19 protein-coding genes, 1 tRNA gene and 1 pseudogene are annotated in these 23,139 nt (G+C 56.4%); 12 read left to right on the forward strand and 9 right to left on the reverse strand.

Translation table 11 applies throughout. The features are described 5' to 3' along the window. Positions 1-76: 76 nt before the first annotated feature. Complete coding sequence (locus tag J3U88_RS20745) at positions 77-850, reverse strand: hypothetical protein (protein WP_207860891.1); 774 nt, start codon at positions 848-850, stop codon at positions 77-79. A 194-nt stretch (positions 851-1,044) separates the two neighbouring features. After that, on the reverse strand, positions 1,045-2,355 hold the full coding sequence (locus J3U88_RS20750) for an MATE family efflux transporter (RefSeq protein WP_207860892.1): 1,311 nt from the start codon (positions 2,353-2,355) through the stop codon (positions 1,045-1,047). Between the two features lie 747 nt (positions 2,356-3,102). Between J3U88_RS20750 and J3U88_RS20755 the strand changes: the two genes are divergently transcribed. The 5 genes and pseudogenes from J3U88_RS20755 to J3U88_RS20775 all read left to right on the forward strand — a co-directional run bounded on the left by J3U88_RS20755 (position 3,103) and on the right by J3U88_RS20775 (position 5,818). Continuing rightward, positions 3,103-3,306 (forward strand): CsbD family protein, encoded by a 204-nt coding sequence (locus tag J3U88_RS20755; RefSeq protein ID WP_207860893.1) that lies wholly within the window; start codon positions 3,103-3,105, stop codon positions 3,304-3,306. Positions 3,307-3,375: 69 nt separating this feature from the next. Then, positions 3,376-3,570 (forward strand): annotated as a pseudogene (locus tag J3U88_RS20760) (CsbD family protein); the annotation flags it as partial. Positions 3,571-3,691: 121 nt separating this feature from the next. Next, a complete protein-coding gene (locus J3U88_RS20765) occupies positions 3,692-4,519 on the forward strand; it encodes a BON domain-containing protein (RefSeq protein ID WP_207860895.1) in 828 nt (275 codons plus the stop codon). Positions 4,520-4,594: 75 nt separating this feature from the next. Next, positions 4,595-4,744 carry a pentapeptide repeat-containing protein gene (locus J3U88_RS35375; protein WP_207860896.1) on the forward strand — a complete coding sequence of 50 codons (150 nt, stop codon included), beginning with the start codon at positions 4,595-4,597 and terminating at the stop codon, positions 4,742-4,744. 168 nt (positions 4,745-4,912) lie between these two features. After that, the gene (locus J3U88_RS20775) at positions 4,913-5,818 is read left to right on the forward strand and encodes a mechanosensitive ion channel family protein (protein WP_207860897.1); all 906 of its coding nucleotides are present in this window, start codon (positions 4,913-4,915) and stop codon (positions 5,816-5,818) included. Between the two features lie 329 nt (positions 5,819-6,147). Here the strand turns inward: J3U88_RS20775 and J3U88_RS20780 are convergent, their stop codons facing one another. Next, positions 6,148-6,801 (reverse strand): histidine phosphatase family protein, encoded by a 654-nt coding sequence (locus tag J3U88_RS20780; protein WP_207860898.1) that lies wholly within the window; start codon positions 6,799-6,801, stop codon positions 6,148-6,150. Between the two features lie 1,150 nt (positions 6,802-7,951). On the opposite strand from J3U88_RS20780, the gene gltX reads away from it, so the two are divergent. Beyond that, positions 7,952-9,460 (forward strand): glutamate--tRNA ligase, encoded by a 1,509-nt coding sequence (gene gltX / locus J3U88_RS20785; RefSeq protein WP_207860899.1) that lies wholly within the window; start codon positions 7,952-7,954, stop codon positions 9,458-9,460. Here gltX and J3U88_RS20790 read toward each other — a convergent pair. Then, a complete protein-coding gene (locus J3U88_RS20790; RefSeq protein ID WP_207860900.1) occupies positions 9,457-10,005 on the reverse strand; it encodes a hypothetical protein in 549 nt (182 codons plus the stop codon). The two genes, gltX and J3U88_RS20790, sit on opposite strands and share 4 nt — an antisense overlap. Then, positions 9,992-11,446, reverse strand: a complete 1,455-nt coding sequence (pyk, locus tag J3U88_RS20795) for a pyruvate kinase (RefSeq protein ID WP_207860901.1) — start codon at positions 11,444-11,446, stop codon at positions 9,992-9,994. The genes J3U88_RS20790 and pyk overlap by 14 nt, the downstream gene beginning before the upstream one ends. Before the next feature lie 719 nt (positions 11,447-12,165). Between pyk and J3U88_RS20800 the strand changes: the two genes are divergently transcribed. The 3 genes from J3U88_RS20800 to J3U88_RS20810 all read left to right on the forward strand — a co-directional run bounded on the left by J3U88_RS20800 (position 12,166) and on the right by J3U88_RS20810 (position 14,369). Next, complete coding sequence (locus J3U88_RS20800; protein ID WP_207860902.1) at positions 12,166-12,384, forward strand: helix-turn-helix domain-containing protein; 219 nt, start codon at positions 12,166-12,168, stop codon at positions 12,382-12,384. 24 nt (positions 12,385-12,408) lie between these two features. Further along, positions 12,409-13,221 carry a tol-pal system protein YbgF gene (gene ybgF, locus J3U88_RS20805; RefSeq protein WP_207860903.1) on the forward strand — a complete coding sequence of 271 codons (813 nt, stop codon included), beginning with the start codon at positions 12,409-12,411 and terminating at the stop codon, positions 13,219-13,221. A 1,075-nt stretch (positions 13,222-14,296) separates the two neighbouring features. After that, positions 14,297-14,369: transfer RNA gene (locus tag J3U88_RS20810), tRNA-Ala, on the forward strand. 150 nt (positions 14,370-14,519) lie between these two features. On the opposite strand, the gene ykgO is transcribed toward J3U88_RS20810, so the two are convergent. Together ykgO and rpsN are read right to left on the reverse strand one after the other, a co-directional pair. Further along, entirely contained in the window at positions 14,520-14,669 is a 150-nt protein-coding gene (ykgO, locus tag J3U88_RS20815; protein ID WP_207860904.1) for a type B 50S ribosomal protein L36, read from the reverse strand. 67 nt (positions 14,670-14,736) lie between these two features. Further along, on the reverse strand, positions 14,737-15,042 hold the full coding sequence (gene rpsN, locus J3U88_RS20820; RefSeq protein WP_207860905.1) for a 30S ribosomal protein S14: 306 nt from the start codon (positions 15,040-15,042) through the stop codon (positions 14,737-14,739). 579 nt (positions 15,043-15,621) lie between these two features. Between rpsN and clpS the strand changes: the two genes are divergently transcribed. Beyond that, positions 15,622-15,930 (forward strand): ATP-dependent Clp protease adapter ClpS, encoded by a 309-nt coding sequence (gene clpS / locus J3U88_RS20825; protein WP_207860906.1) that lies wholly within the window; start codon positions 15,622-15,624, stop codon positions 15,928-15,930. A gap of 107 nt (positions 15,931-16,037) precedes the next feature. After that, complete coding sequence (gene clpA, locus J3U88_RS20830) at positions 16,038-18,338, forward strand: ATP-dependent Clp protease ATP-binding subunit ClpA (protein WP_207860907.1); 2,301 nt, start codon at positions 16,038-16,040, stop codon at positions 18,336-18,338. A gap of 78 nt (positions 18,339-18,416) precedes the next feature. Here clpA and J3U88_RS20835 read toward each other — a convergent pair whose 3' ends face one another. Both J3U88_RS20835 and J3U88_RS20840 read right to left on the reverse strand, forming a co-directional pair. Beyond that, positions 18,417-19,784, reverse strand: a complete 1,368-nt coding sequence (locus J3U88_RS20835; protein WP_423842074.1) for a di-heme oxidoreductase family protein — start codon at positions 19,782-19,784, stop codon at positions 18,417-18,419. A 70-nt stretch (positions 19,785-19,854) separates the two neighbouring features. Continuing rightward, positions 19,855-21,054: an imelysin family protein gene (locus tag J3U88_RS20840; RefSeq protein WP_207860909.1), complete on the reverse strand. Its 1,200-nt coding sequence runs from the start codon at positions 21,052-21,054 to the stop codon at positions 19,855-19,857. Positions 21,055-21,336: 282 nt separating this feature from the next. Between J3U88_RS20840 and J3U88_RS20845 the strand changes: the two genes are divergently transcribed. Further along, positions 21,337-23,130, forward strand: a complete 1,794-nt coding sequence (locus tag J3U88_RS20845; RefSeq protein WP_207860910.1) for a permease — start codon at positions 21,337-21,339, stop codon at positions 23,128-23,130. Positions 23,131-23,139: the final 9 nt, after the last annotated feature.

Genomic DNA, 23,139 nt, shown 5'->3' on the forward strand with positions numbered 1-23,139 from the left:
CGATCCCCGCAAAATAGCAAGCATCGGCCCAGGAAAACAATGAGCGGTCAGCAGCAGACGACGCCGCTTCTTAGGTTTAATTCTTATCACCCATCTTTTTGTTGATGCGTTTGTAGTTTTTGACGCCGGCCTTGCGGGCTTGGGTGTCTACCTCACGCTTCTGTTTGGCGACTTCTTCCAGCTCGGCTTCAACCTTTTGCAACTCGGCACGCGCCCGCTCACCTTGCTCGTAAAGGTTGGTGGGGCCGTCGGCAAAGGCGGTGGAATCGTAAGCGGCAATGTTGCTACGCAATGACTCTGCCCGTTGACGCAGCAAGTTCTCTTTTTTCTCCAGTTCGGCCATGGCGCCGGCAAACTCACCGGCTTTTTGTTGACGCACGTTCGCGTTTAAAGTGGTATCGCCGCGCGGTCCGGCAAATTCGGCCTCGGACTGGGTAGGACGTGGGTTGTCATCCGAATAATTTTGCAAGGTGTCGCTGCCGATGGTCACGTTTTCTTTCATCGGGTTGTCGCCGGTACGGTTCTTCTGAACGATTTCAGCGATCTCAGCCATGGTCAACCCCTTCTTGGGCGGGTTGAGTGCCAATTGCTCGGCTTCTTTTCGGGCCTTTTCCTCGGCTTCCAACTTGGCGTGTAACTCGGCCGTCGCCAGCTTGGATTTCTCGATGTCAACAAGTTTGAGAGGAAGCTGCAGGGTTTCCTTCTTCTCAGTCTGGAAAACGACGTACTGGCCTTTGACCTCGTAACTTCCGTGAATAATCATTTGTTTGCCGTTTCGCAATACAATGACGTCCGCGTGCAGCGGTACCAAAAAGCAACAAAGCAAAACTGCTGTTTTCAAACCGTTCATTTCCCGGCCTCCTCATGCTAGGGCTTCATTCTAAGGGGGTTTCGGCAACATCTCCACCAGATTCACCGTCTTTCTCCACGGAAACCCTCCGGGGTGTATAAACCATCACCATCGACGGGCGAAAGGCCCCGGCCGTTTAAATTGTTATCGGCGAGACGCGGGGTTTCCTGAGCCCTAGCTCGGAAATCGGCCGACTATTTCTCGTCGGCCCACCACCAACGACGGCAGGCCCAGGCGAGGGTCAAGGCGCGCAACGCCATAAACCCCGACATCGCCCACCAAAGTGCTTCCTCGTTTCGGCCGAAAACAATCATCGGCAGGAACGGCAAAAACCCTAGAACCAAAGAGATCAGCATGCCGTTGCGCAAAATACGCCCCTTGGCAAGCCCGATAAAAAAACCGTCGAGAATGTAGGCGAACCCCGACAAACACAACATGCCGATGACGTAGGGCATGTAGCGCCGCCCGGTTTCAATCACGGCCTCGTGATGGGTTAACGCGGCCAACACCCAATCGCCGGCACCCAAGAGCACGGCGATAAACAGCACAATCGCGCCAATGTTCCAGGCCAAAGCGCTAAGCAAGGCGCGTTTCACCGCGGGCCGGTCCCCCGCCCCCTGGTATTTACCGGCCAAACTCTCGAGTGCGTAGGCCAAACCATCGATGAAATAAGCCGCGGTGTTTAGCAAGCGGAAAAGCACGGTGTTGGCGGCCAACAGAACCTGCCCAAAGGAAGAGGAAAGGTTGGTGAACAGGAAAAAGGCGCTAATCAGACAGAAACTACGAACGAAGATATCGCCCTGGAGCGCCATTAAGGGTCGAAAATCTTCCAGGCGACGCAACCAGCCTAATTGGAACGGTGGGTGATCCCCGAGGCGGCGCCAAACCAACAACAAACCCACCGCCACGGCCAGGTACTCGGCACACATCGTCGCCAGCCCCGCGCCGAAGGCACCCCACTTCAGACCGAATATAAAAAGGACGTCGAGCCCGATATTGGCACCGTACAACACGGAGGAAAACAGCAAAACGGCGCCGACCTGGTGACGGCCCAGCAACCAGCCGACCAACACATAACCGGTCAAGGTGGCGGGCGCCGACCAGATGCGCGCGTGGAAATAACTGAGCCCGGCCGCCTCGACGGCGGCCTCGCCCTGCATGAGTGCAAACCCGCCCCATCCCAAGGGCACCTGGAGCAGCACCAAACAACCGCCCAAAACCAGCGCGGTCGCCAGCGAACGGGCCAGGACCTGGGCCGAGCCGGTCAAATCGTCGGCGCCGTAAGCGTGGGCCGTGAGGGCGGTGGTACTCATGCGCAAAAAACCAAGCGACCAATAGCAATAATCAAAAATGAGGGTGCCCAGTGCGACCCCGGCCAAGGGGGTAACCGCCTCCAAATGACCCAACAACGCCATGTCGATCAAGCCGGCCAGGGGCACGGTTAAATTGGTCAAAATATTGGGAATCGCTAACTTTAAGAATTCACGCTGGGTAGGACGAGTCATGGGACGGGTCTCCGAGATGCAAGATCGCCCGCCACCATAACACAAGGCTGCACGGTTATGCCTGCATCGCAAGGTCGGGGGTAACCGGTGCCCGGATGACCCATGGCGGGAACCGGGCGGAATTCGCTGAAAATTTGACACAAAGATTCGGAAGAATCTACAAAACCCGATCTGAGTCAAGCGGGCCTCACAAACGCCAAAAAAAACCAAACCCATTATTTCAAACAACTTACAAGACATATCTACTTTTGGCACGCGACCTGCTACCAGGGAGGCAGAACAACGAAGGAGGCCACAGCCTGAAACAAATGATCCGTTCATGCATCCATCATGAATTGAGACAACAGGCTGTTTCTCCAAAGACAGCGCGCGCAATCCCGGTTGCATTTCACGGTGAATTAAACCGTACGGGCGTCGCTTTCAAGCACCGCTGACGCCACCCCAACAGGCCCGCACCCCTCGTTGCGTGCGCTCTCCTCAGAACCGCCGCGGTTCGACCTTGATGCTCACACCCAAGGTTAACCCGCTCAGGTTTCAAAGAATCACCGGCCTTGTCGGGCAACTCCGTGCGACCCAAGGGTAATCCGCCCTGCCGGCCCGCACGCATGCCGACGACGCATCCATCCACGCGCTTAACCCTTTGACCTAAATTGGGCGATTCTTGGCGATGCACTTGCACAATTGCATCCACCCGAATTGCACACTTTAGGTTCAATCGCTTACATAGAATGAATAAAGGAGTTTTTTATGAATTGGGATACTGCACAAGGTAACTGGGAAATTTTTAAAGGTAAAGCCCGCGCCAAGTGGGGCAAACTCACCGACGACGATCTCGAGACGGCTCGCGGTAAACGCGAGGAATTTGTGGGTCGCATTCGCAAACAATACGGTATAAAAAAAGATGAAGCGGAACAACAGGTAGACAACCTGCTCGCGAGCATGAACGCCTAATATCGCAAGGCTAAAACCTTCCGCATTCTCACCTATATCTCTTTACAACATAGCTTAAAGGAGGTTTTTATGAATTGGACAATTGCACAAGGCAACTGGGAAATCTTTAAGGGCAAAGCCCGCGCTAAATGGGGCAAGCTGACCGACGATGATTTCAAAACGGCGCGCGGCAAACGCGAGGAATTCGTGGGCCGCATCCGCAAACGCTACGGCCTTAAGAAGGACGAGGCGGAACACCAAGTAGACCGCCTGCTTTCGAAGATGAGTGCGTCGCACCCAACCTTCGGTAAGGCATTTTACCGTTCTATTTTCCATCGGTCTCACGCCCACTCATAAACCCAGTAACCACCATACAACATCACTCAATCTGTTAGGAGGATTTCCCTTGAAGTTTCGATTATTTATGGTCCTTATGGCCCTTGGTCTTGTCGCTACGACGCCCGCTGAAGCCGAATCAGACAACACCACCCTGGAAGACACACTTATTGCATCTAAGTTATGGGCCGGTTATGCACTTAGCGAAAGCTTAAATCCATTGACCATTGATATTGATGTCTCGGACGGTACGGTTTCTTTACACGGCGAGGTCGATAACCGCGCCGAGAAAAATCTGGCCGGCTCCATCGCGGAAGGCACCGAGGGTGTACGCGATGTCGAAAATTACCTGACCATCACCAACAAGCCGGACACCGGCCGATCCAAACAAAAGGATACGACCATGGTCGCTGAAGCGGTTGAATTTGTTAACGATACCGCGATTGGGGTTGCCGTTTCTTCACGGTTAATCGCCAACAAACACGTCTCCGGTTTCAAAATTGATGTCGAAGTAGAAGACGGTCACGTCAGCCTTGCCGGTAAGGTCTCCGACAAGCAAGAATTAAAAATCGCCAAAAGTATCGCCCGGAACACCAAGGGTGTCCAAACGGTAACCAGCCACCTGAACATTAACGAAGCGGATCGGGAAGAAAAAGACCGTCGTATCGAACAGATGATGAACAAACTCGATGACGCCTGGATTGGTACCAAAATCAACAGCCAATACGCCTTTACCCGCGGCGTCGATGCAACCGATATCGACATCGAAGTTGATAAAGGGATCGTTACCTTAAAAGGTGAAGTCGCCACCATGGGCGAAAAAGAATTGGCCCACCAAATCGCCACCGACACGATCGGGGTTCGCAAAGTCCATACCGACGCCCTCGAAATTAAATAATTTATCGGGAACCACCTAGCCCGCATTTTTCACGAGAATTCGTCGCGAGAAGCTGAAAACCTTGTGCGTACGGAGATGACGACCAAGCGCAAACGGAGCGGGTCCGACCTATCGGGGTCCGACCTATCGGGGTCCGACCTATCGGGGTCCGACCTATCGGGGTCCGACCTATCGGGGTCCGACCTATCGGGGTCCGACCTATCGGGGTCCGACCTATCGGCGTAGCAGCGCTACGTCGCGTATAGCTCGACTGAGTAAAGCGGAGGGCCGCCCCCGCGTAATCGCATGGGTTGCCCCGCGGCAGAACGCCTTGTGAGAAATGTGGGCTCGTTCGCACATCAATCGATGAATTCATGGGCACGTACGCGTGCCCATCTTTTTGAGGGGGTTTTTATGTTTACAAGTGCAATAGAAGCACTCAATTCGAAATTCAGCCAATGGCTGGATACGGCCGTGGCCCATTTTCCGAACTTTATGGTTGCGGTGCTGATTTTGATGATGTTCTTTTTGGTGGCCAAAGGGGTCGCCTTGGTCGTGAAACGGGTGACGCAACCCTTCAACCACAACCAAACCATCGTCGATCTCTTGGTTAAGCTGGCCCAGATCGTCTTTATTTGTGTCGGTTTGTTTGTCGCCATGGGTGTCCTCGGCCTGCAAAAAGCGGTCACCTCGCTCCTTGCCGGTGCCGGTCTGGTGGGTTTGGCCCTGGGTTTGGCATTTCAGGACTTGGTAACCAACCTGATCGCCGGGATTTTTTTGGGGATTCGCCAACCCTTTCGCCAAGGGGATGTCGTGGAAACAGGCGGCCTGCTAGGTACCGTCAAAAAACTCAGCCTACGCAATACCCTACTCGAGGATTTTAACGGCCGAATTTGCATTCTGCCCAACAACGAAGTTTTTCAAAAACCATTGATCAATTATTCGCTGAACGGAATTCGTCGCGTCGATATCCCGGTCGGCATCGCCTATGACAGTGACTTGCGACAAGCTTCGAACCTCGCGGTGGAAGCCGTGAGCGCCTTGGACTTCATCGACGAGGGTTTGGGCGCACCCGAGGGGGTGTTTACCCAATTTAACGACAGCAGTATCGACATGGAGGTTCGCTTCTGGATTCAGTTCCCGGGCCCGGTGTCCTTCCCCGAGGCGAAAAGCCAAGGGATCATCGCCATCCGAAAAGCATTCGCCGAGGCCGGCATCGAAATTCCGTTCCCCATTCGCACGCTCACCCTGGAGGAAGGCGCGGATGCGCTGCCCATCAACCTTTTCGATCAAAAACGTGAAAATCGCAAGTCCGCTTAATACCGCGCTGCGCTCGTGATGAAAACGGGTGAAACATCCCTTCAAATTGTGGGTAATTCGCATCACGGCCGTTCCGGGTTCAAGAAACAGCGTGGTTTCGGGACCCGGGCGGCCACCGCGGCGGTAACCGAAACCACCGGCTCATTCCTCGCGGTTCCCGCGAGGAAATAGTAAATCGCAAGGGGCGCTCGCGTTAAGAGGACCCAAACGGAGAACCCATCCCACCCGTCGCAATCACGGAACGCGAACTAATTGGTGGCCCAAGTTCAAAAGGCGACTTGGGCCGCTACGGACCGCTTATGAACCAGCGGCAGGTTGCAAAGAAAGGTTTAGCACTCGTATAGGTCGTCGGCAACAGCCGCACCCACACCGGACTCGAAATGGTGGGTCTGGTTCCACGACGTCATTTGATAAGGACCGTCTTCGTAGATGCGTTCAAAAACCGCAAAACTCCCGTGTGCCATCGAAAAACGTTTGGCGGCGTCGAGCGGTAAATCAAGCACGGCGCAACACAAAACACGCAGAACCGCGTCTTGAAGCACAAAGGCGATGGTTTCGTCGCTGTTGGTCTGTTGCACAATGTGCGCCAGATCGTTGTAGGCACGGGCATACACTTCACGCAAGGATTCGCCACCGGGCGTGGGGAAATTCGGGTCGGTCAACCATGCCTCGTAACGGCGTCGATCTCCATGGCGAATGTAACTGATCCGCCGATCTTCCCATTCACCGTAATCCATCGCATGGAAACCCGCGACCGGGTGCGGCGACAGATGGTGCACCTCAGCCAGCGGCAACGCGGTGGACACGGCACGCTTAAGCGGACTCAACGCCAAAAAAGAAATGCTGTACTTGTCCAGAGCATGACCCAGGGCCGAAGCCTGGTAGAAACCATTTTCATTGAGGTCCACGTCCATTCGCCCCAAAAAGGTTTCGCGCAGGAAGTAATCGGTCTCCCCTGGCCTTATAAAAATCAACCTTGGCATATCCTAACCTCCAAAAGATGAGGACACCTCGACCAACCAACGTCGATCAAGATTGACTACCTGGTTTAACGGTGGATTCACGAGTTGGTTCAAAAAACAGCAAACGGTGGCTGATGATTGGGTAAGCGAGTCGGTGTCGCGGGATGAACCAGGATTGTGCGAATAACCGCTCTGCGGATTCTTTCAAAAACAGTGCCGGTGCGGAAGGCCGTGTTTAAGTCTTCATACGGATGGAAACCGTTGGAGCTTTAATACAAATCGAATTTTCAACAAGAAAAGGAACCGACCGCGATCTAGGCCTACAGTCTAGCAGGGGTTTTGGCTTTCGTGAAAAGGAAGTTAACACAAAGGGAGTTTTTACTTAAAAAAAAACACCTGGTGTGAAAGCGACCCAACAAACAGGCGGCGCGACGGGTGCGAAGAGACCCATTTTTGACGACGCGGGGCCGGGCTACGAAACCATCGAGCCCCGTGAAAACAGAGCCGCCCCCAAAAGGCCACACCCCGCCGGCCCTCGGCGGACAAACCGCACCAGGTGAAACCCCCTCACTTTAAACGAGCTAGCCCGTATGTCTCACAAGGATTCGTCGCGAGAAGCTGAAAGCCTTATGCGTACGAAGACGACCACCGAGCGCCGGCGCAGGCCGACCTTTCGCGGGATCGACCTCGCGCGGGGCCGACCTCGCGGCGTAGCAGCCGAGGCGAAGTCGGCGTGACCGAGTATGCGGAGTAATCGCATGGCTTTCGGTTTCGTAGCAGAATTCCTTGTGAGAAATGCGGGCCGGCACTTAGCCCATGCCACCACCGCCCTGCTCGGGTATAATCGGCGCGGGTCACCCCGCGATACGGGCCGGTTTCACTTCCACCCGTCGCTTGCCGACTCATTTGGCGAACGGCGTTTTTCACGCTTTACTTTCCCAAATTAGCCGAGGTTATCCCGATCCAACTTGGTTTGCGCCGCCGCGACCCACTTCGTTCCGGCCCCCCTCCTCTTGTAATCCTGGACGAAGGGGGAAGCTAGCAAACCGTGTTATTTCCTCACCCTTTCCTCACGGTGCCGCAACGCGCGAGCACCCAATCCGGTTCCGATTTTTCACGTTCACCCGACTTCAGCGATTTTGGTCGGGTTTCGCTCAGGAGGCGAAGTCCCATGTCCGATTCACCCATCCGCGTCCGCATTGCGCCCTCCCCCACCGGCTCCCCCCACGTCGGCACCGCCTACATCGCCCTGTATAATTATTGTTTCGCCAAAGCCGGCGGCGGCAGCTTCATTTTGCGTATCGAGGACACCGACCAAAGCCGCTCCAAACCCGAATACGAGACCATGATCCTCGACGCCTTGCGCTGGACCGGTCTGCAGTGGGACGAGGGTCCCGATGTCGGCGGCGACTACGGTCCCTACCGCCAAAGCGAACGGACCGACATCTACCGCGAGCACGCGCAAACCCTGATTGACAACGGTCATGCTTACAAGTGCTTCTGCACGGAAGAACGCCTCAACGCGCTGCGCGAGGCGCAACGCCAAGCCGGCGGCAACATGGGTTACGACGGCCACTGCGCCACCCTCTCCGCCGAGGAAATCAAAGCCCAAGAAGACGCGGGCACGCCCTTCACGGTCCGCATGCAGGTTCCCCGCGAGGGGCAATTGGTGGTGAACGATACCTTGCGCGGTGATATCACCTTTGACCTCGCCACCATCGACCACCAAATTCTGCTCAAATCCGACGGCTTCCCCACCTACCACCTGGCCAACGTGGTCGACGATCACTTGATGAAGATCACCCACGTCTTGCGCGGCGAGGAATGGTTGCCCAGCCTGCCCAAGCACGTTCTCCTTTACCAATACTTCGGCTGGGAACCCACCCAGGTCATTCACCTGCCGCTGCTGCGCAACGCCGACGGCTCCAAGCTGTCCAAGCGTAAAAACCCCACCTCCATCCTTTATTACCGCGACATGGGCATCATTCCCGAGGCCTTGGTTAACTTCCTCGGCAACATGGCCTACAGCCAACCCGACGGCAGCGAAATTTTCGCCCTTGAAAAAATGGTCGCCGATTTCGACATCAAACGCATCAGCCTGGGCGGTCCCATTTTCGATATGGACAAGCTCACCTGGGTCAACGGGCAACACCTCCAGGCCTTACCCGCCGAGGAACTGGTCGCTCGGTTGATGGGCTGGCGCTTTAACGAAACCTTTCTGCAACAGTTAATGCCGATGATGACCAAACGTTTGACCACCCTCGGCGATTTCACCAAGTACTGCGACATCTTTTTCCTCAGCCAGATCACCGTCGACAAGGAAACCATTCCACCCAAGGGCAAAGAGGCGGAAGATACCCGTGACTTCCTGCAAAAATTCATCTGGGAACTGGAAACGCTGGTTCAGTTTGATCGCGAAGCGATTGAACAAGCGTTCCGCATCGTGGGGGACATCCACGGTTGGTCGATGCGCGAAACCACCCACGCGGTACGTTTGGCGGTGACGGGCAAAACGGTGGTACCCCCCCTGTTCGACAGCATGGCGATCATCGGCAGTGATGTTTGCCGCAACCGGATGATGGCGGCGGTAACGCAGCTCGGCCCACTGGGCAAGAAGAAACTCAAAAAACTGCGCGAAAGTTGGGATCGCGCGCGTGCCGCGGTCGCCGGTGTGGATTAGCCCAAGGGCACCTCGAGGACTTGGCGCCAATGATCGAATGGGTGCCAGCCACGGGGACCCGGCGTGACCAAGGCGAGCCGATCAAACACCAGCGAGGCGGGTACTTCCGCCTCGTACCACCCTTGCTTTTCGAAAGATAGAGCCTGCTTGTCGGCGTCGGTAAGCGGCGCGTAAATCAAACTAAGATGGGGGTTGAGCCGGTAGTTTTTCGGGTTCCCCAAGGCGTCGGTGATTTCGGTAAACCAGTCCGCCAAAGCCGGCGTTGCACCCAGCGACAGAAACAAGGTTTGGAACAAAAAATCACCGTGGGTTAAGCCGGTGACAGGCAGCGTCAAGGGCACACACGCCGCGACCAGACGCCGGACCACCGCCTCAAGCGCCTCGTCCACCACGGCCTTACCGCCGTAAGCGGTGACGTGGGGCGTGAAGCGCGGCGCATCAAAACGCGCGGCAAGTCGGTGGATTTCGCCCTGCAACGACATGGCCGCTTCCCCCTCGGGAAGCAGCCATAACGCGAAATCCCAAGCCTCGCTAACGTCGGTCACTGCCGATTTCGATGACCCGTAGCAAGTTGGTGCTGCCGGAGGTCCACAACGGATAGCCGGCGGTGAGGATGGCGACATCACCGGAACGCACCAAACCCAGTTCGGTAATGCGGGCTTCCACTTCGCCGAACATCTCTTCAATGGTGGCCGGTTTTTTGAGCAGGATCGGGATAATGCCCCAGAAAGCGCGCATGCGTCGCGCGATGTGCTCGTGAATGGTGGCGCCGACGATAAAGGTGTCGGGATGTTTTTTGGATAGTTTGAGCGCCGAGTAACCCGAGTTGGTAAAGGCAACCAACAGACGCGCACCCATCAGACCGGCGGTATGAAACGCGGCGGTGCTGACCCCGTCGGGAATGTGGTGAATGCTGCCCTTGGGCATGGTCGGCGCCTGGTAGCGGTAAACCGCGTGGCTCTCGGCCTCCGAGGCGATTTTTGACATCATCTCAACGGCTTCAATCGGGTAGGCACCCGCGGCGGTTTCCGCCGACAACATACAGGCGTCGGTGCCATCCAAAATGGCGTTGGCCACATCGGATGCCTCGGCCCGCGTCGGCACCGGAATTTCGATCATGCTTTCCAACATCTGAGTCGCGGTAATGACAAACTTGCCGGACATGTTGGCGCGCATAATGATTTCTTTTTGTAGCAAGGGCACCCGTTCGGAACCAATTTCAACACCCAAATCACCGCGGGCCACCATCACCCCGTCGGAGTGACCGATAATCGGAATTAATTCTTCGATGGCCTCGGGACGTTCAATCTTGGCAATCAAAAACAGGTGGTTTTTGCCAAAACCATCGGCTGATTCGCGCACATGGATCATGTCCTGGGCATGGCGTACAAACGAAACCGCCACAAAATCAACCTGAAGGTCGACGGCCATTTTCAGATCGGCCAAATCTTTTTCACTGAGTGACGGCGCGGTAATTTTGGTGTCGGGCAGGTTGATCCCCTTGCGCTGCTTGAGCAGGCCGGGCACAACCACGGTGGCGGTGACCAACTTGTCATCAATCGATTCCACCCGCAGGCCGATTTTCCCGTCGTCGATCAATACCATTTCGCCAGGCTTAACGTCCTCGGCAAAATACTCGTAGGTGGTGAATAGCAGGTCAGGGCTGCCAACCCCGGAGCCGGTGGTGATGCGCAGCGTTTGCCCCGCAACAAGCTGAATCGGCTCATCGAGGCGACCCAAACGAATCTTGGGCCCCTGTAGATCGAACATAATCGGCAGAAAAAGCCCCAGTTCCGCTGAGACTTCGCGCACCAGCGCGGCGAGCGCGGCACGGTCCTCGGGTTCCCCATGGGAACAATTGATGCGGGCCAAATCCATGCCCGCCAACATCAACTCTTTGAGTTTTTCCCGGTTATTAACCGCCGGTCCCAAGGTACAGACGATTTTGGTTTTGCGTTTCCATTTGTAAGGCGTTACCCCGGCCATAGTTGCTCCTCATATTTTGACTTACTGTGACCTGTATCGATGCACTTCAACGCTTTCCTCGCGGGTTCCGCGAAAAAAGTGCTAAACGCAAACTTCGCTTGCGTCAGGCGTGGTAGGAAGCGAGAAAAACGCGCGGCGCCAAGCGCCGGACACGATCAGCCCACCCGCCGCGGCAAAAAAACCGAGACACCCGGTGAGCTATAAACGCCAATCAATCAAAAGGGCCAAATCCAAGAAGCCGGCACTTCTCCGTGAACACCAAACGGCCGTTATGGATCGCCGGGAATTTTGACCTTCCCAACCCGGCAATACCCAACCCTGGTCCACCGACCCTTCAAAAACGAGAGACACACGCCCATAAATTCGCACAGCGCCCGCCCTCATGCAACCACTTCGTGTGGGAAAAGCGCGAAGGCAAGGTCCCAGCCGGCACATGCCTCGCGGCGAACAACAGCAAACAAAGACGTTACACGGGAAGCAAGCCTATTGAAAGCCGGCGACGAAACAATGATGCATCCCCAGCGAATCGGGCCGCCGCGACCGCCCGCGCCAATCAAACCTTGTTGCCCAAAAACGAAAGATGTTATTTTAGGGGGAGGTTTCGTCCCCCTTCCAAGCCTTGTTTCCCCGCGGCGCGGTCAGGCCGAATGTGGCTCCGACCACTTGCGTCCGCACCACAAAGGTCACGCGAATCGTCAATCCAATGTGCGGGTATTATTTTGCATCATAAACTTTCAGAACTAGTTGCCGAACTTATTAATAACAACATCGACTTGCAGTTTGCCAAGAAAGAACTGGAGTCGACCTACATCCAGCAGATCTTAATGCAACACAACGGTAACATCGGCCATTCGGCCAAGGCCCTCGGCATGCACCGCAACACCTTATCCAAACGCATCAAGGACCTCAAAATTACCATTAACCCCGATGAAGCCTAATCGGGAACCGCGACCGAGTTCACCATGACACCCGCCCCACCCCACCTCACCCGTCCTTTTCGTCGCCTGCTATTGACGACCGGATCCCTCTGCCTGGCCGCCTCCAGCCTTGGCTGTTTCGAACGCAAGGCCCAAATCGATCCGTCCATTCTCCAACTCCAAGAACGCATCATCCTGTTGGAGCTCAAAATTAAGGAAGCGGAGCACAAAATCGCCCGCCTCGAGGCAATCCCCAGCGCGGAACACCAGACCACCCAAGCTCGAACAGACACCGCCGCGAACACCAAACCGGAGGCCACGGCATACGACGAACCGGAATCGCCCCCGCCGCCAGTGGTGGAAACGTTGCCTGAACCAAGCGAAGAAACCAGGGTCGCGGACGGCTCAGCGACCCAACCCGAGCCGGCGCAAACCAAAGAAAAGAGCGCGACTCAAACCCCGGAAGAAACGGCACCCCTGGTCGAAATGGGCGTTTACAACGTGGCAGACAAATACCGCGAAGCCTATGACCACTACAACCAGCGCCGCTACAGCGAAGCCAAAGCCATTTACCAAAACATCGCCGAAAACCACCGAACCCACAAACTGGCGGCAAACGCCTTTTACTGGTGGGGCGAGGTCGAATATGATCGCGGCAATTTTAACCAGGCCATCCTCGCGTTTCAACGGCTCCTCGACCGCTTCCCCAAATCGCACAAGGTACCCGACGCCCTGCTAAAACTGGGCAAGTCGCGTGAGCGGCTCGGCCAAATCAGTGAGGCACGCGAGGATTACAACCGCGTGATTACCCGCTACCCCGACAGCCGCGCGGCGACCATCGCCAAATCCTGGCTGTAGTGGTTCACCCCATATATATAATGTAATGATCCTCTGACCACCGGCGCGCGGCGCGGAAACCCCAAGCCGGCGGCGCTGTCGCCCCACCATGCCGGCCGTGTTTTCGGTCGCGCGTGTACCATCAACACACACCAGATCAGCCCCCAAGCGAAGATGGCGGGTGGCCGTGAGTGAAGACGGGGATCTTTTGCGTGTGAAGATGACGGTGGGGGTCGCGGACAAATGGGGACCGGGGCTTGATCCGGTTCGTCCTGAAAGGACGAACACACCCTGATGGGGGCCCACCATTTTTTTGAATGTTCGCCGAAGGCGGACCTCAACCCGCTGTCCTGAAAGGACTAACTATGGCAGCGAAGGGTCGGGCCCTTTGAAAAAGGGGCCTACCCTGGATCACCGCGGAACCCGAAAGGCAGGCACTGAAGGTGCCGGCAGAAGGGGGTCTTTGGGGAACCCGAAAGGCTGGCGCTGAAGGTGCCGGCAGAAATATTCCAGCGCCAGTGTTCCAGCGCCAGTCCCTTCAGGACTTGGGGAGCGGTGGATTGGGCGGTGTTCCTGCGCCAGTCCCTTCAGGACTTGGGGAGCGGTGGATTGGGCGGTGTTCCTGCGCCAGTCCCTTCAAGACTTGGGGAGCGGTGGATTGGGCGGTGTTCCTGCGCCAGTCCCTTCAGGACTTGGGGAGCGGTGGATTGGGGCGCCCTAGGGTGGCAGTCGCGTTGCTCCTTTACCCCAGGCTGTCATAGATAGTCCTTCCAGGACAGCTTGAGGTAGTTCGGCTCCGCCTCACAGATTAAATAAAGAAGGGTCCCCGCATAGCGGTGTGCGTGTACCTTCAGCACACGCCGGATCGGCAACCATCCAGCCATCATCCACCATTCCCCGCGGCAACCATCCAGCCATCATCCACCATTCCCCGCGCCAACCATCCAGCCATCATCCACCTGCCCGCGCACCAACCACACCACGCCACATAACACCCAACCCTATTCGCCCAAGCAACTTAGAACAAAATTCATTTTTTTTATTTTTTTCCTTGTACAGGAAGGGGTAATCAAGTATCCTTACGCCTGTTGCTTGAGGGGCCATAGCTCAGCTGGGAGAGCGTTGCACTGGCAGTGCAAAGGTCAGGGGTTCGAGCCCCCTTGGCTCCACTTCAAGCCCACACAACAAAAGCCACCCCACGGGGTGGCTTTTGTTGTTTATGGACACAACTTCGCAGCACAACTCACATCAACACATAAAAAAAGCGCCGCAACTTCTTTCGAAGCGCGGCGCTTTTTTATCTATGACGACCGTGGTCCCTAGTAGAACTTTTTCTTACCAGGCTTGCCTTGGCGCGCTTTAAACTTGGGGTTGGTCTTGTTGATGATAAAAGTAACCCCGCGGCGGCGAACGACTTTACAGTCTTTATGGCGGTTTTTCACGGTTTTGATGGAATTAACAACTTTCATTTCATCGGTTCCTTATTCAATTCAAGGGTAAACAATTAACCAGCCTCGACTTAACCGAGGCAGCGCATTACCAACTAGACTTGGTAACACCGGGGATCAAACCGGCAAGACCGAGTTCACGGAACTTGTTACGGCAGAGACGGAATTTGCGGTAGTTACCGCGGGGACGACCGGTCACCTCACAACGCAAACGAACGCGCGTAGGTGAGGCATCACGGGGAATGTTACGGAATTTACGCATCGCTTCTTCGCGCTCTTCATCACCAGCTTCAGGATTGTTGATGATTTTGAGCAACTGAATGCGGCGTTCGCGATACTTCTCCACCATCTTTTGACGGTGAATGTTTCTGGCAATTTTTGACTTCTTAGCCATTTGTGCTCCTAATGTCACTTAAAAGGGTAATCTTTTGGTCCTAAACAGGATACCTTGGAAAAAACGGTGGAATGGAGGAAGCGCAAATAAAGGCAGCTTCGACTCTTCATGAAACGTGGCGGGCAACTCTCACAGTACGGTAACAACCGCCAATTTTTCCACAACCTGCGCATCATAGCACAGGCAAGGCAAGCTGTCATCGCCAAGTTTCAACATTTTTAGTACCGGCAGGCTATTCGATCAGCCGCCGCCGGCGCACACCTTAACCCGTCCACTACAAAAGTAGAACCGGCTCGGCCGTCCCTTCACCCGATTTAACCGGTGCCGGCCGTCTCGCGCCGACCAAAACGTCTTTGGTCCGGCGATGAGTGTAGCACAGGAAACGGCTTGCGCCCAAGGCGATCCGGGCCATGAGTGAGCAACACCAGCCGTCGTAACAACCGGTTCCGAGGGTGATTTTCCCCACGCCTCGACCCACAACAACAGCCCCAAGGCCGCGCGGCCCCTTTGCCATTCCCCCAACCTAATATATATTGAGGGAAGCAAGAAAAACGACGCGTTAGGAGGGACGACAGCACAATGGCTCACTTCGACGAACACGTAGAAGTCATCCCCGAAACCAAAAAAAAAGTGAAGGTTCCCAAAAAGTACAAGGTCATTCTTCTCAATGACGACTACACCACCATGGAATTCGTGGTTTTTGTGCTTGAAACCATTTTTCACAAAACCCCGGCCCAGGCCAAAGGCCTCATGCTCGCAATCCACAACACCGGCAGCGGTGTCGCCGGCGTGTATTCCCACGAAATTGCCGAGACCAAGGTGGCCATCGTCACCGAAACGTCCAAGGCCAATGAGTACCCGCTGCGCTGTGTGATGGAAGAAGAATAAGGCCGTACAAACCGACCGCGACCCCGGCACGCAAACATCACGTGACACACCCCTTATCGGTCGCGACCCGTCGTATCCGGCAACAGACCCACCGGAGGGATCCCCCTATGATTAGCAAAGATTTGGAGCGCGCGATCCACATGGCTTACAGTGAAGCCAAACGCCGCAATCACGAATTTTTCACACTGGAACATTTGCTCTACGCCATGATCCAAACCCCCATGGCCAAAGAAATTCTCACCCACTGCGGCGCCAACCTAGAGCGGTTGCGCGCCGATTTGGAGAACTACCTCATTAACGACATCGAGAGCCTGCCCGACAACATCGACCAAGACCCCCAACAAACCTTGACGATTCAGCGCGTGCTGCAACGGGCCGCCCTGCATGTTCAGTCCTCCGGTCGCGGTGAAATGAACAGCGGCAATGTGCTGGTCAGCATGTTCCGTGAGGAAGACTCCCAGGCGGTTCACTTCCTCGAAAAACAGAACATTAGCCGATTTGATGTGGTCAGCTACATCTCTCACGGCGTTTCCAAGGTCGAAAACGCCTCCTACGAATTAGAAGAAGTCGGCGAGGAACCCCAAGAAGGCGGCGCCAAGGGAAAACCTCTTGAAAACTTTACAGTTGACCTGGTCGTCCAGGCAGCGGACGGCAAAATCGATCCACTGATCGGCCGTGACAAAGAGGTGAAACGCACCATTCAGGTATTGTGCCGCCGCAAGAAAAACAACCCCTTGTACATCGGCGATCCCGGTGTCGGCAAAACGGCATTGGCCGAGGGATTGGCACTGCTTATCCACAAGGGTGAGGTGCCCGACGTCCTCAAGGAAGCCCGCATCTTCGCCCTCGACATGGGCGCCTTGCTGGCCAACACCAAGTTCCGCGGCGAGTTTGAAGCACGCTTGAAGGCGGTGGTCAAAGAACTCCAGGCCATCCCCCACTCGGTTCTGTTCATCGATGAAATCCACACGATTGTCGGTGCCGGTGCCACCAGCGGCGGCAGCATGGATGCGTCCAACATCCTCAAACCGGCCCTGGCCAGTGGCGAACTCAAGTGCATTGGCTCAACCACCCACGAGGATTACCGCGCCAGCTTCGAAAAAGACCGCGCCCTCGCCCGTCGTTTCCAAAAAATCGATGTAAACGAACCCACCGCCGGCGAAACCTACCAAATCCTGCTGGGCCTGAAACCCAAATACGAAAAACACCACGAGGTGACCTACACCAATGAGGCCCTGCGCGCGGCGGCCGACTTGGCGGCCAAACACATCAACCACCGCCACTTACCCGATAAAGCCATCGATGTGGTCGACGAGGTCGGCGCGGCCCAACAACTGTTGCCGACCGAAGAGCGCCGCAACCGAATTGAGGTTCCCGACATTGAAACGGTTATCGCCGAAATGGCCAAGATCCCACCCAAAACAGTCACCACCACGGAGGGCGAGCGCCTGCAAAACCTCGAACGCGACTTGAAACTCATGGTTTACGGCCAAAACGAAGCCATCGACGTGCTGACCCGCGCCATTGTCATGAGCCGCTCCGGCCTGCGTACCGGCGACAAACCGGTGGGCAGTTTCTTGTTCACCGGCCCAACAGGCGTCGGGAAAACAGAAGTCGCCAAACAACTGGCCCACATTCTCGCGGTTAATTTCGTGCGGTTTGATATGAGTGAATACATGGAGAAACACTCGGTTTCCCGCTTGATCGGCGCGCCCCCGGGTTACGTCGGTTTCGACCAGGCGGGCCTGCTGACAGACGCGGTCAACAAAGCGCCTTATTCGGTGATTCTCTTGGACGAAATTGAAAAAGCCCACCCCGACATCTACAACATTTTGTTGCAGGTGATGGACCACGCCTCCTTAACCGACCACAACGGTAAAAAAGCCGACTTCCGCAACGCGATCATCATCATGACCAGCAACGCGGGCGCCGGCGAAATGGCGGCGGGTTCCATCGGCTTCGGCGGCAATGAGTCCGGCACCAAGTCCAAGGGCAAACAAGCACTGGAAAAACTGTTCACGCCGGAGTTCCGCAACCGTCTCGACGCCATCATCCACTTCAACCACCTCACCCCGGAAATTATGGAACGCGTGGTGGATAAGTTTGTAAGCGAACTGGATCATCAACTGCTCGACAAAGGCGTTGAGTTGAAGCTGACCGAGGCGGCCCGCGCCCAATTGGGCATCTTGGGTTACGACAAAGCCTTCGGCGCCCGCCCCTTGGGCCGCGTCATCGACCAGCACATCAAACAACGTTTGGCGAGCGAGTTACTGTTCGGCGAACTCAAAGACGGCGGCACCGCGGTCGTGGACTTCGAGAACGAAGAACTGAGCTTCCGCTTCGAACCAAAACCCAAAAGTGAACCCAAAAAAGAAAACACCCCGGAGGAAGAGACGCCTCCGGTATAAAACCCCACGGCGTTATCAAAAAGCGGCCAGGCACAAGCTTGACCGCTTTTTTTTATTCTGGGTCACCCGCGGTTTCGGTCACAAGGATTTGACAAAAGCGACCAGGTTGGCGCGTTCCGTCGCGCTCATGGCACGAAATCGCTCACGCGCCGCCGCTGCCTCGCCGCCGTGCCACAACACGGCCTCGGCCACCCCGCGCGCGCGTCCATCGTGCAACAGTTCCATGTGGCCGCTGACTGTTTCTAACAAGCCAATGCCCCACAAAGGCGGCGTGCGCCATTCGCGGCCATCGGCGCGATAATCCGCGCGATGATCAGCCAACGCCTCGCCCATGTCGTGCAATAAAAGGTCGGTATAGGGCCAAATTTTTTGGTTCGACAACTCGGGAAAATCCTCGCGAACGGGGGTCGTGTAGCTAGGCACGTGACAAGCCGTGCATTTTGCTTCATAGAACAACTTTTTTCCGGCCAACACGTTGGCCGCATCAGCATCCCGCCTGGCCGGCACGGCAAGGGTTTGCGAATAGAAGGTCACCTGATCAAGCATGCTTTCGCTGAGTTCAGGTTGACCGCCGTTGGGAGCCTTTGCGCAATCGTCCTGACCCTCGCCGCAATTTTCCGCTGAGAACAGCTCCGAGGTAATCCCGATGTCGCCCAAAAAGGCGCCGGCGGTTTGTTGACGCAGGTTAGGCTGGTTGGCTTTCCAACCGAAACGCCCCAAACGATGGGCGCCCGCGGCCGCGTCCCACACGAAGTTGGCGCGACCGGAAACGCCGTCGCCATCCGCATCCGCTTCGTCGACATTCGTCAGCAGATCGGCCTCGGAAATGCTCTCCAAAAGCCCCAAACCAATCATCGCGGGCGCCACCCGCGGCGAAACGGCCAAGGCTTGGCTGGGTGCTTGATAGGCCCAGTTATGAATTTCAATCTGGGGCCGACGCAGGCGGTAAGGCGTTCCATCAGCATAAGTTCCCGGCACTTCGGTATAGCTCAATCGCGTCTCGGCTTCGCCAGGGACCCCGGGTACCGAGCGTTCGTTAAGCTGGTCACCATAAGTCGGATGCGGCAGGGGTCCACCATGGGGGTCTTGGCCGGGAATACTAAGCCGCAACAGCATGGAGACCATCCCCTCCTGGTTACGCGGCGGCCGGCCGCGCCCGTCATGTAGATGGCAGGACGAACACGAACGCGCGTTAAACAGCGGACCAAGACCGTCTCGGCCTTGGGTAGAGGCCGGCGCAATCACCCAGTTTTGTTCGAAAAACGAGTTGCCCACCAAAAAGTCGGTGCGTCGCGCGGCGGACATGTTGCGCGCGGAAAAGGCAAAAGCATTGGGACCGGTGTCAAATACAGTGGTCGCCCCGCCGGCCAGTTCTTCACCCGGTTCAAGCGCGGTAAAACGCGGGTCGGATGGGGTCGGTAACAGGGAACAATGGGACAAAACCATCGCGAACAAGCTGAAACACAGTAGAACCCAAGGTTTGCGAATGGAGAGAGAAGGGTCAAACATCAAGGACTTACGCCTCCAAATTTAGGGTAATGTCCAACGCGCCGGCCACCTCGACAAACAACCGGGTCAGGGTACGCAGATCATCAATCGCGGTTTGCACGGCGGGTCGTGAGGCATCCTCTTGGACAGCACGATCAAAGGGAACCGGAATCGCCGCACAGCTTTGCATCACAGATTCCAATTGCGCCAAAACGCGTCGGTTTAAGTCGGCATTCACCACACCCATTAAGTCTTCGAGACCTGGACCGTCGTGCGCTTTGCCGGCAAGGGTCTCGTAGCGACCGCGATACACATTGTTCAAGGCGCGGGCGTTCATCAAAACGTCCATATGGGTATTGTCGCTAAAACAACTTTGCTCATCTTCTTGCTCACGGGTCGCCATCGGCACCGCCATCCGCTCGCCGGCCAGTTCCGCCCCGCACAAACGCCCGACCCCCTCAAGGATGTGATCCAACGCCCGATCACTGGCGACAAAGCCGGCACGGTAGTTATCGGCGGCATCCGGCGCCCAAGCATCCACCAAATACTGGAGGTCTTCCACCAGCATGGCGACCGTTAGAGAAAGGTACAAAGCACGGCGCTCGGCAAAATCGGCTCGGCCGCGCACAAAATCCGTATAAGGACGCGCGCCAGGACCCGTCTCGCTTAAATCCTGGCCCCACAACAGGAACTCAACCGCGTGGAATCCGGTAGCGATGTTGGCTTCGCCGTCTTTTTCATTTAGCGCGCGCAGCAGTTTTTTGGTGAGTTCGGGGTACCGCGTGGTGTCGGCGATAATGCCGCTAGAGGGAAATCCAACCACATAATCCACGTAACGCTCATCCATGGGCCACGCGTTAAGCAACCCCTCGGGCCCGTTCACATCGTCGATGGGACCGTCATAGAAGCGATAAGCCTCGCTTTGGAGGTAAGGAACCCGGCTCGCCAACCAGCGTTCTTTGGCAACCGAAAGTTTTTCTTCCGAGGGGTTTGCCAAAAAAGCTTTAACGGCTTCTTGCAAATTCAGCGCGGCCTGCAGGGCGTCCTGGTAATTGGTGTGAACCAAAGCGGCATAATTGGCAACCAGTTGTTGCTTAAGCACCGCGTGGGCGTCAACAGCGGGCGGCACCGGGGCTTGGGACTCGGCGGTGGGACGGGAACAGGTAGCCAACAACAGAAGCGGTGCAAGACGTAAGCCGGTGGGAACCCGTGACAAAAAAGAAAGCATGAGGAATGGTCACTCCATTAATTGAGATCAAGTATCAAAATCAATTCCAATTTATAGAAGCCCACCTTCCCTGTCAACCCGCATTCTCAAGCCGGCCAACGCCGACCCGCACCGCCTCAGGACCTTCGCTAAAGCAGGTAAGTCCAGACATGAAGCTCGGTTAAATTTTTGGCAAAATCACACCGCCCCTGCTTCACGCTTCTGTCAAAACCCTGGATAATAGGGGCCCAATGGCGCGGCACCGCCGCCCAATCCGACCAGCATCACCGGGAGGAAACGCCTTTGACACTTTTAATCGCCGGCATCGCCACCCTTTTCCTCGGGCCGATCCTTTACGGCCTTCTGTCGCAACGTAAATCCTGGCTTTCCCTGCTGGACGGGTTCATTTTCATCAGCATCGCCGGTCTGGTTCTCGCGGTCATTTTGCCGGAAACCCTGGCCGACGGCGGTTGGTGGTCACTTCTGTTTCTGTTCGTTGGTCTGATGTTGCCCTCCCTCTCGGAGCGGCTTTTCCACGGGCACACCCGAGAAACACACCTCATCGCGCTGGCCCTAGGTTTCCTAGGCTTAGCCATACACGCCGTGACCGACGGCGCCATTCTGGCCCTGCCGGAGGACCACCATCACGGCGGTGGTCACGACCACGGCGTCAGCGCCTGGAGCATGGCGCTCGGTGTGCTGCTGCACCGGTTTCCCATCGGCTTAACCATCTGGTGGTTTGTCCGCCCCAAACAAGGTTTGGCCTGGGCCCTGGCCGCGCTGGGTCTGATTGCGGTCGGCACCTTAATCGGCTTTTTCGCGGCGCCCCAAGTGGTCGCCGCCTTGTCAACCCAAGGCATGGCCTGGTTCCAAGCTTTTGTCGCCGGCAGCCTATTGCACGTGGTTTTCCATCAGCCCCACGGTGAAGAAAGCTGTTGTCCCACGGCCCAACGCCGCAATCTCTGGTTCGAAGGTTTCGGCAACCTCGCCGGTCTCGCCCTGCTCGTTTATATGGTTACCCATCACATCACGGAAGAAACGAACCCATGGCTTGTACAAATGAGCACCACCTTCGTGGATTTGGCCCGTGAAAGCGCACCCGCGCTCCTCATTGCCTACGTGCTCGCGGGTATCATTGCGGGCTTCATGCCGGACAGCTACATCAACTGGCTCAAGGGCGGGTCGCGCGTGGGCCAATCCATGCGCGGCATGATGGTCGGCCTGCCGCTGCCAATTTGTTCCTGCGGCGTAGTACCGCTTTACCACACCTTGATTCGCAAGGGTGCCCCACCCACCGCGGCGATGGCATTCCTCATCGCCACCCCGGAATTGGGCCTTGATGCATTACTGCTGTCCTTGCCCCTGCTGGGCGCTGAAATGACGCTGGCCCGCCTGATCGCGGCGGCGCTGGTCGCCCTACTGGTTGGGGTCGCGGTGGGAAGCTTGGCCCAAAACAAACAAGTCCAGGAAGAGAAAAAAAGTTGCTGCTCCGGCAACAAAACGAAACCGTCCTTCTCCGAGAAAATGCGCAAAGGGTTGCGAGAAGGCTTGGTCGATCTCGTGGATAACACCGGTCCCTGGATTCTCATCGGTCTCACCATCGCCGCCGTGGCCGACCCGCTAATGTCGACCGGCATGCTTCGGTCGATCCCTACCTGGGCGGAGATCCCCCTGTTCGCGTTACTGGGGATGCCGATTTACGTTTGCGCCGCGGGCGCCACGCCACTTATCGCGGTGTTCCTGCTGAACGGGGTCTCACCCGGGGCGGCCCTGGCGTTTTTGCTCACGGGCCCGGCGACCAATATCACCACCTTCGGCGTCTTGTCGGAATTACACGGACGCCGCACCGCCCTGTTATTCGGTTTGTTCACGCTTGGGTTTACGCTCATCGCGGCCTATTCCGCCAACCTGTTGCTACCAAATTTCACCGCAACGGCGGGGGGCCACGAGCACGCCCATTGGACCTGGTACCAAATCGCGGCATTCCCCTGTTTGCTGGCGCTTTACCTGTATTCCTTTGTCCGCCGCGGTGCGCGCAACTTCTTTGCCGGGCTGGTTGCCGAATTCAACTTCATCGGCAGGAAACACGCCCACTAAGCTGAGGCC

The organism is Acanthopleuribacter pedis (genome assembly GCF_017377855.1).
GTDB classification, from domain to species: Bacteria; Acidobacteriota; Holophagae; order Acanthopleuribacterales; family Acanthopleuribacteraceae; genus Acanthopleuribacter; species Acanthopleuribacter pedis.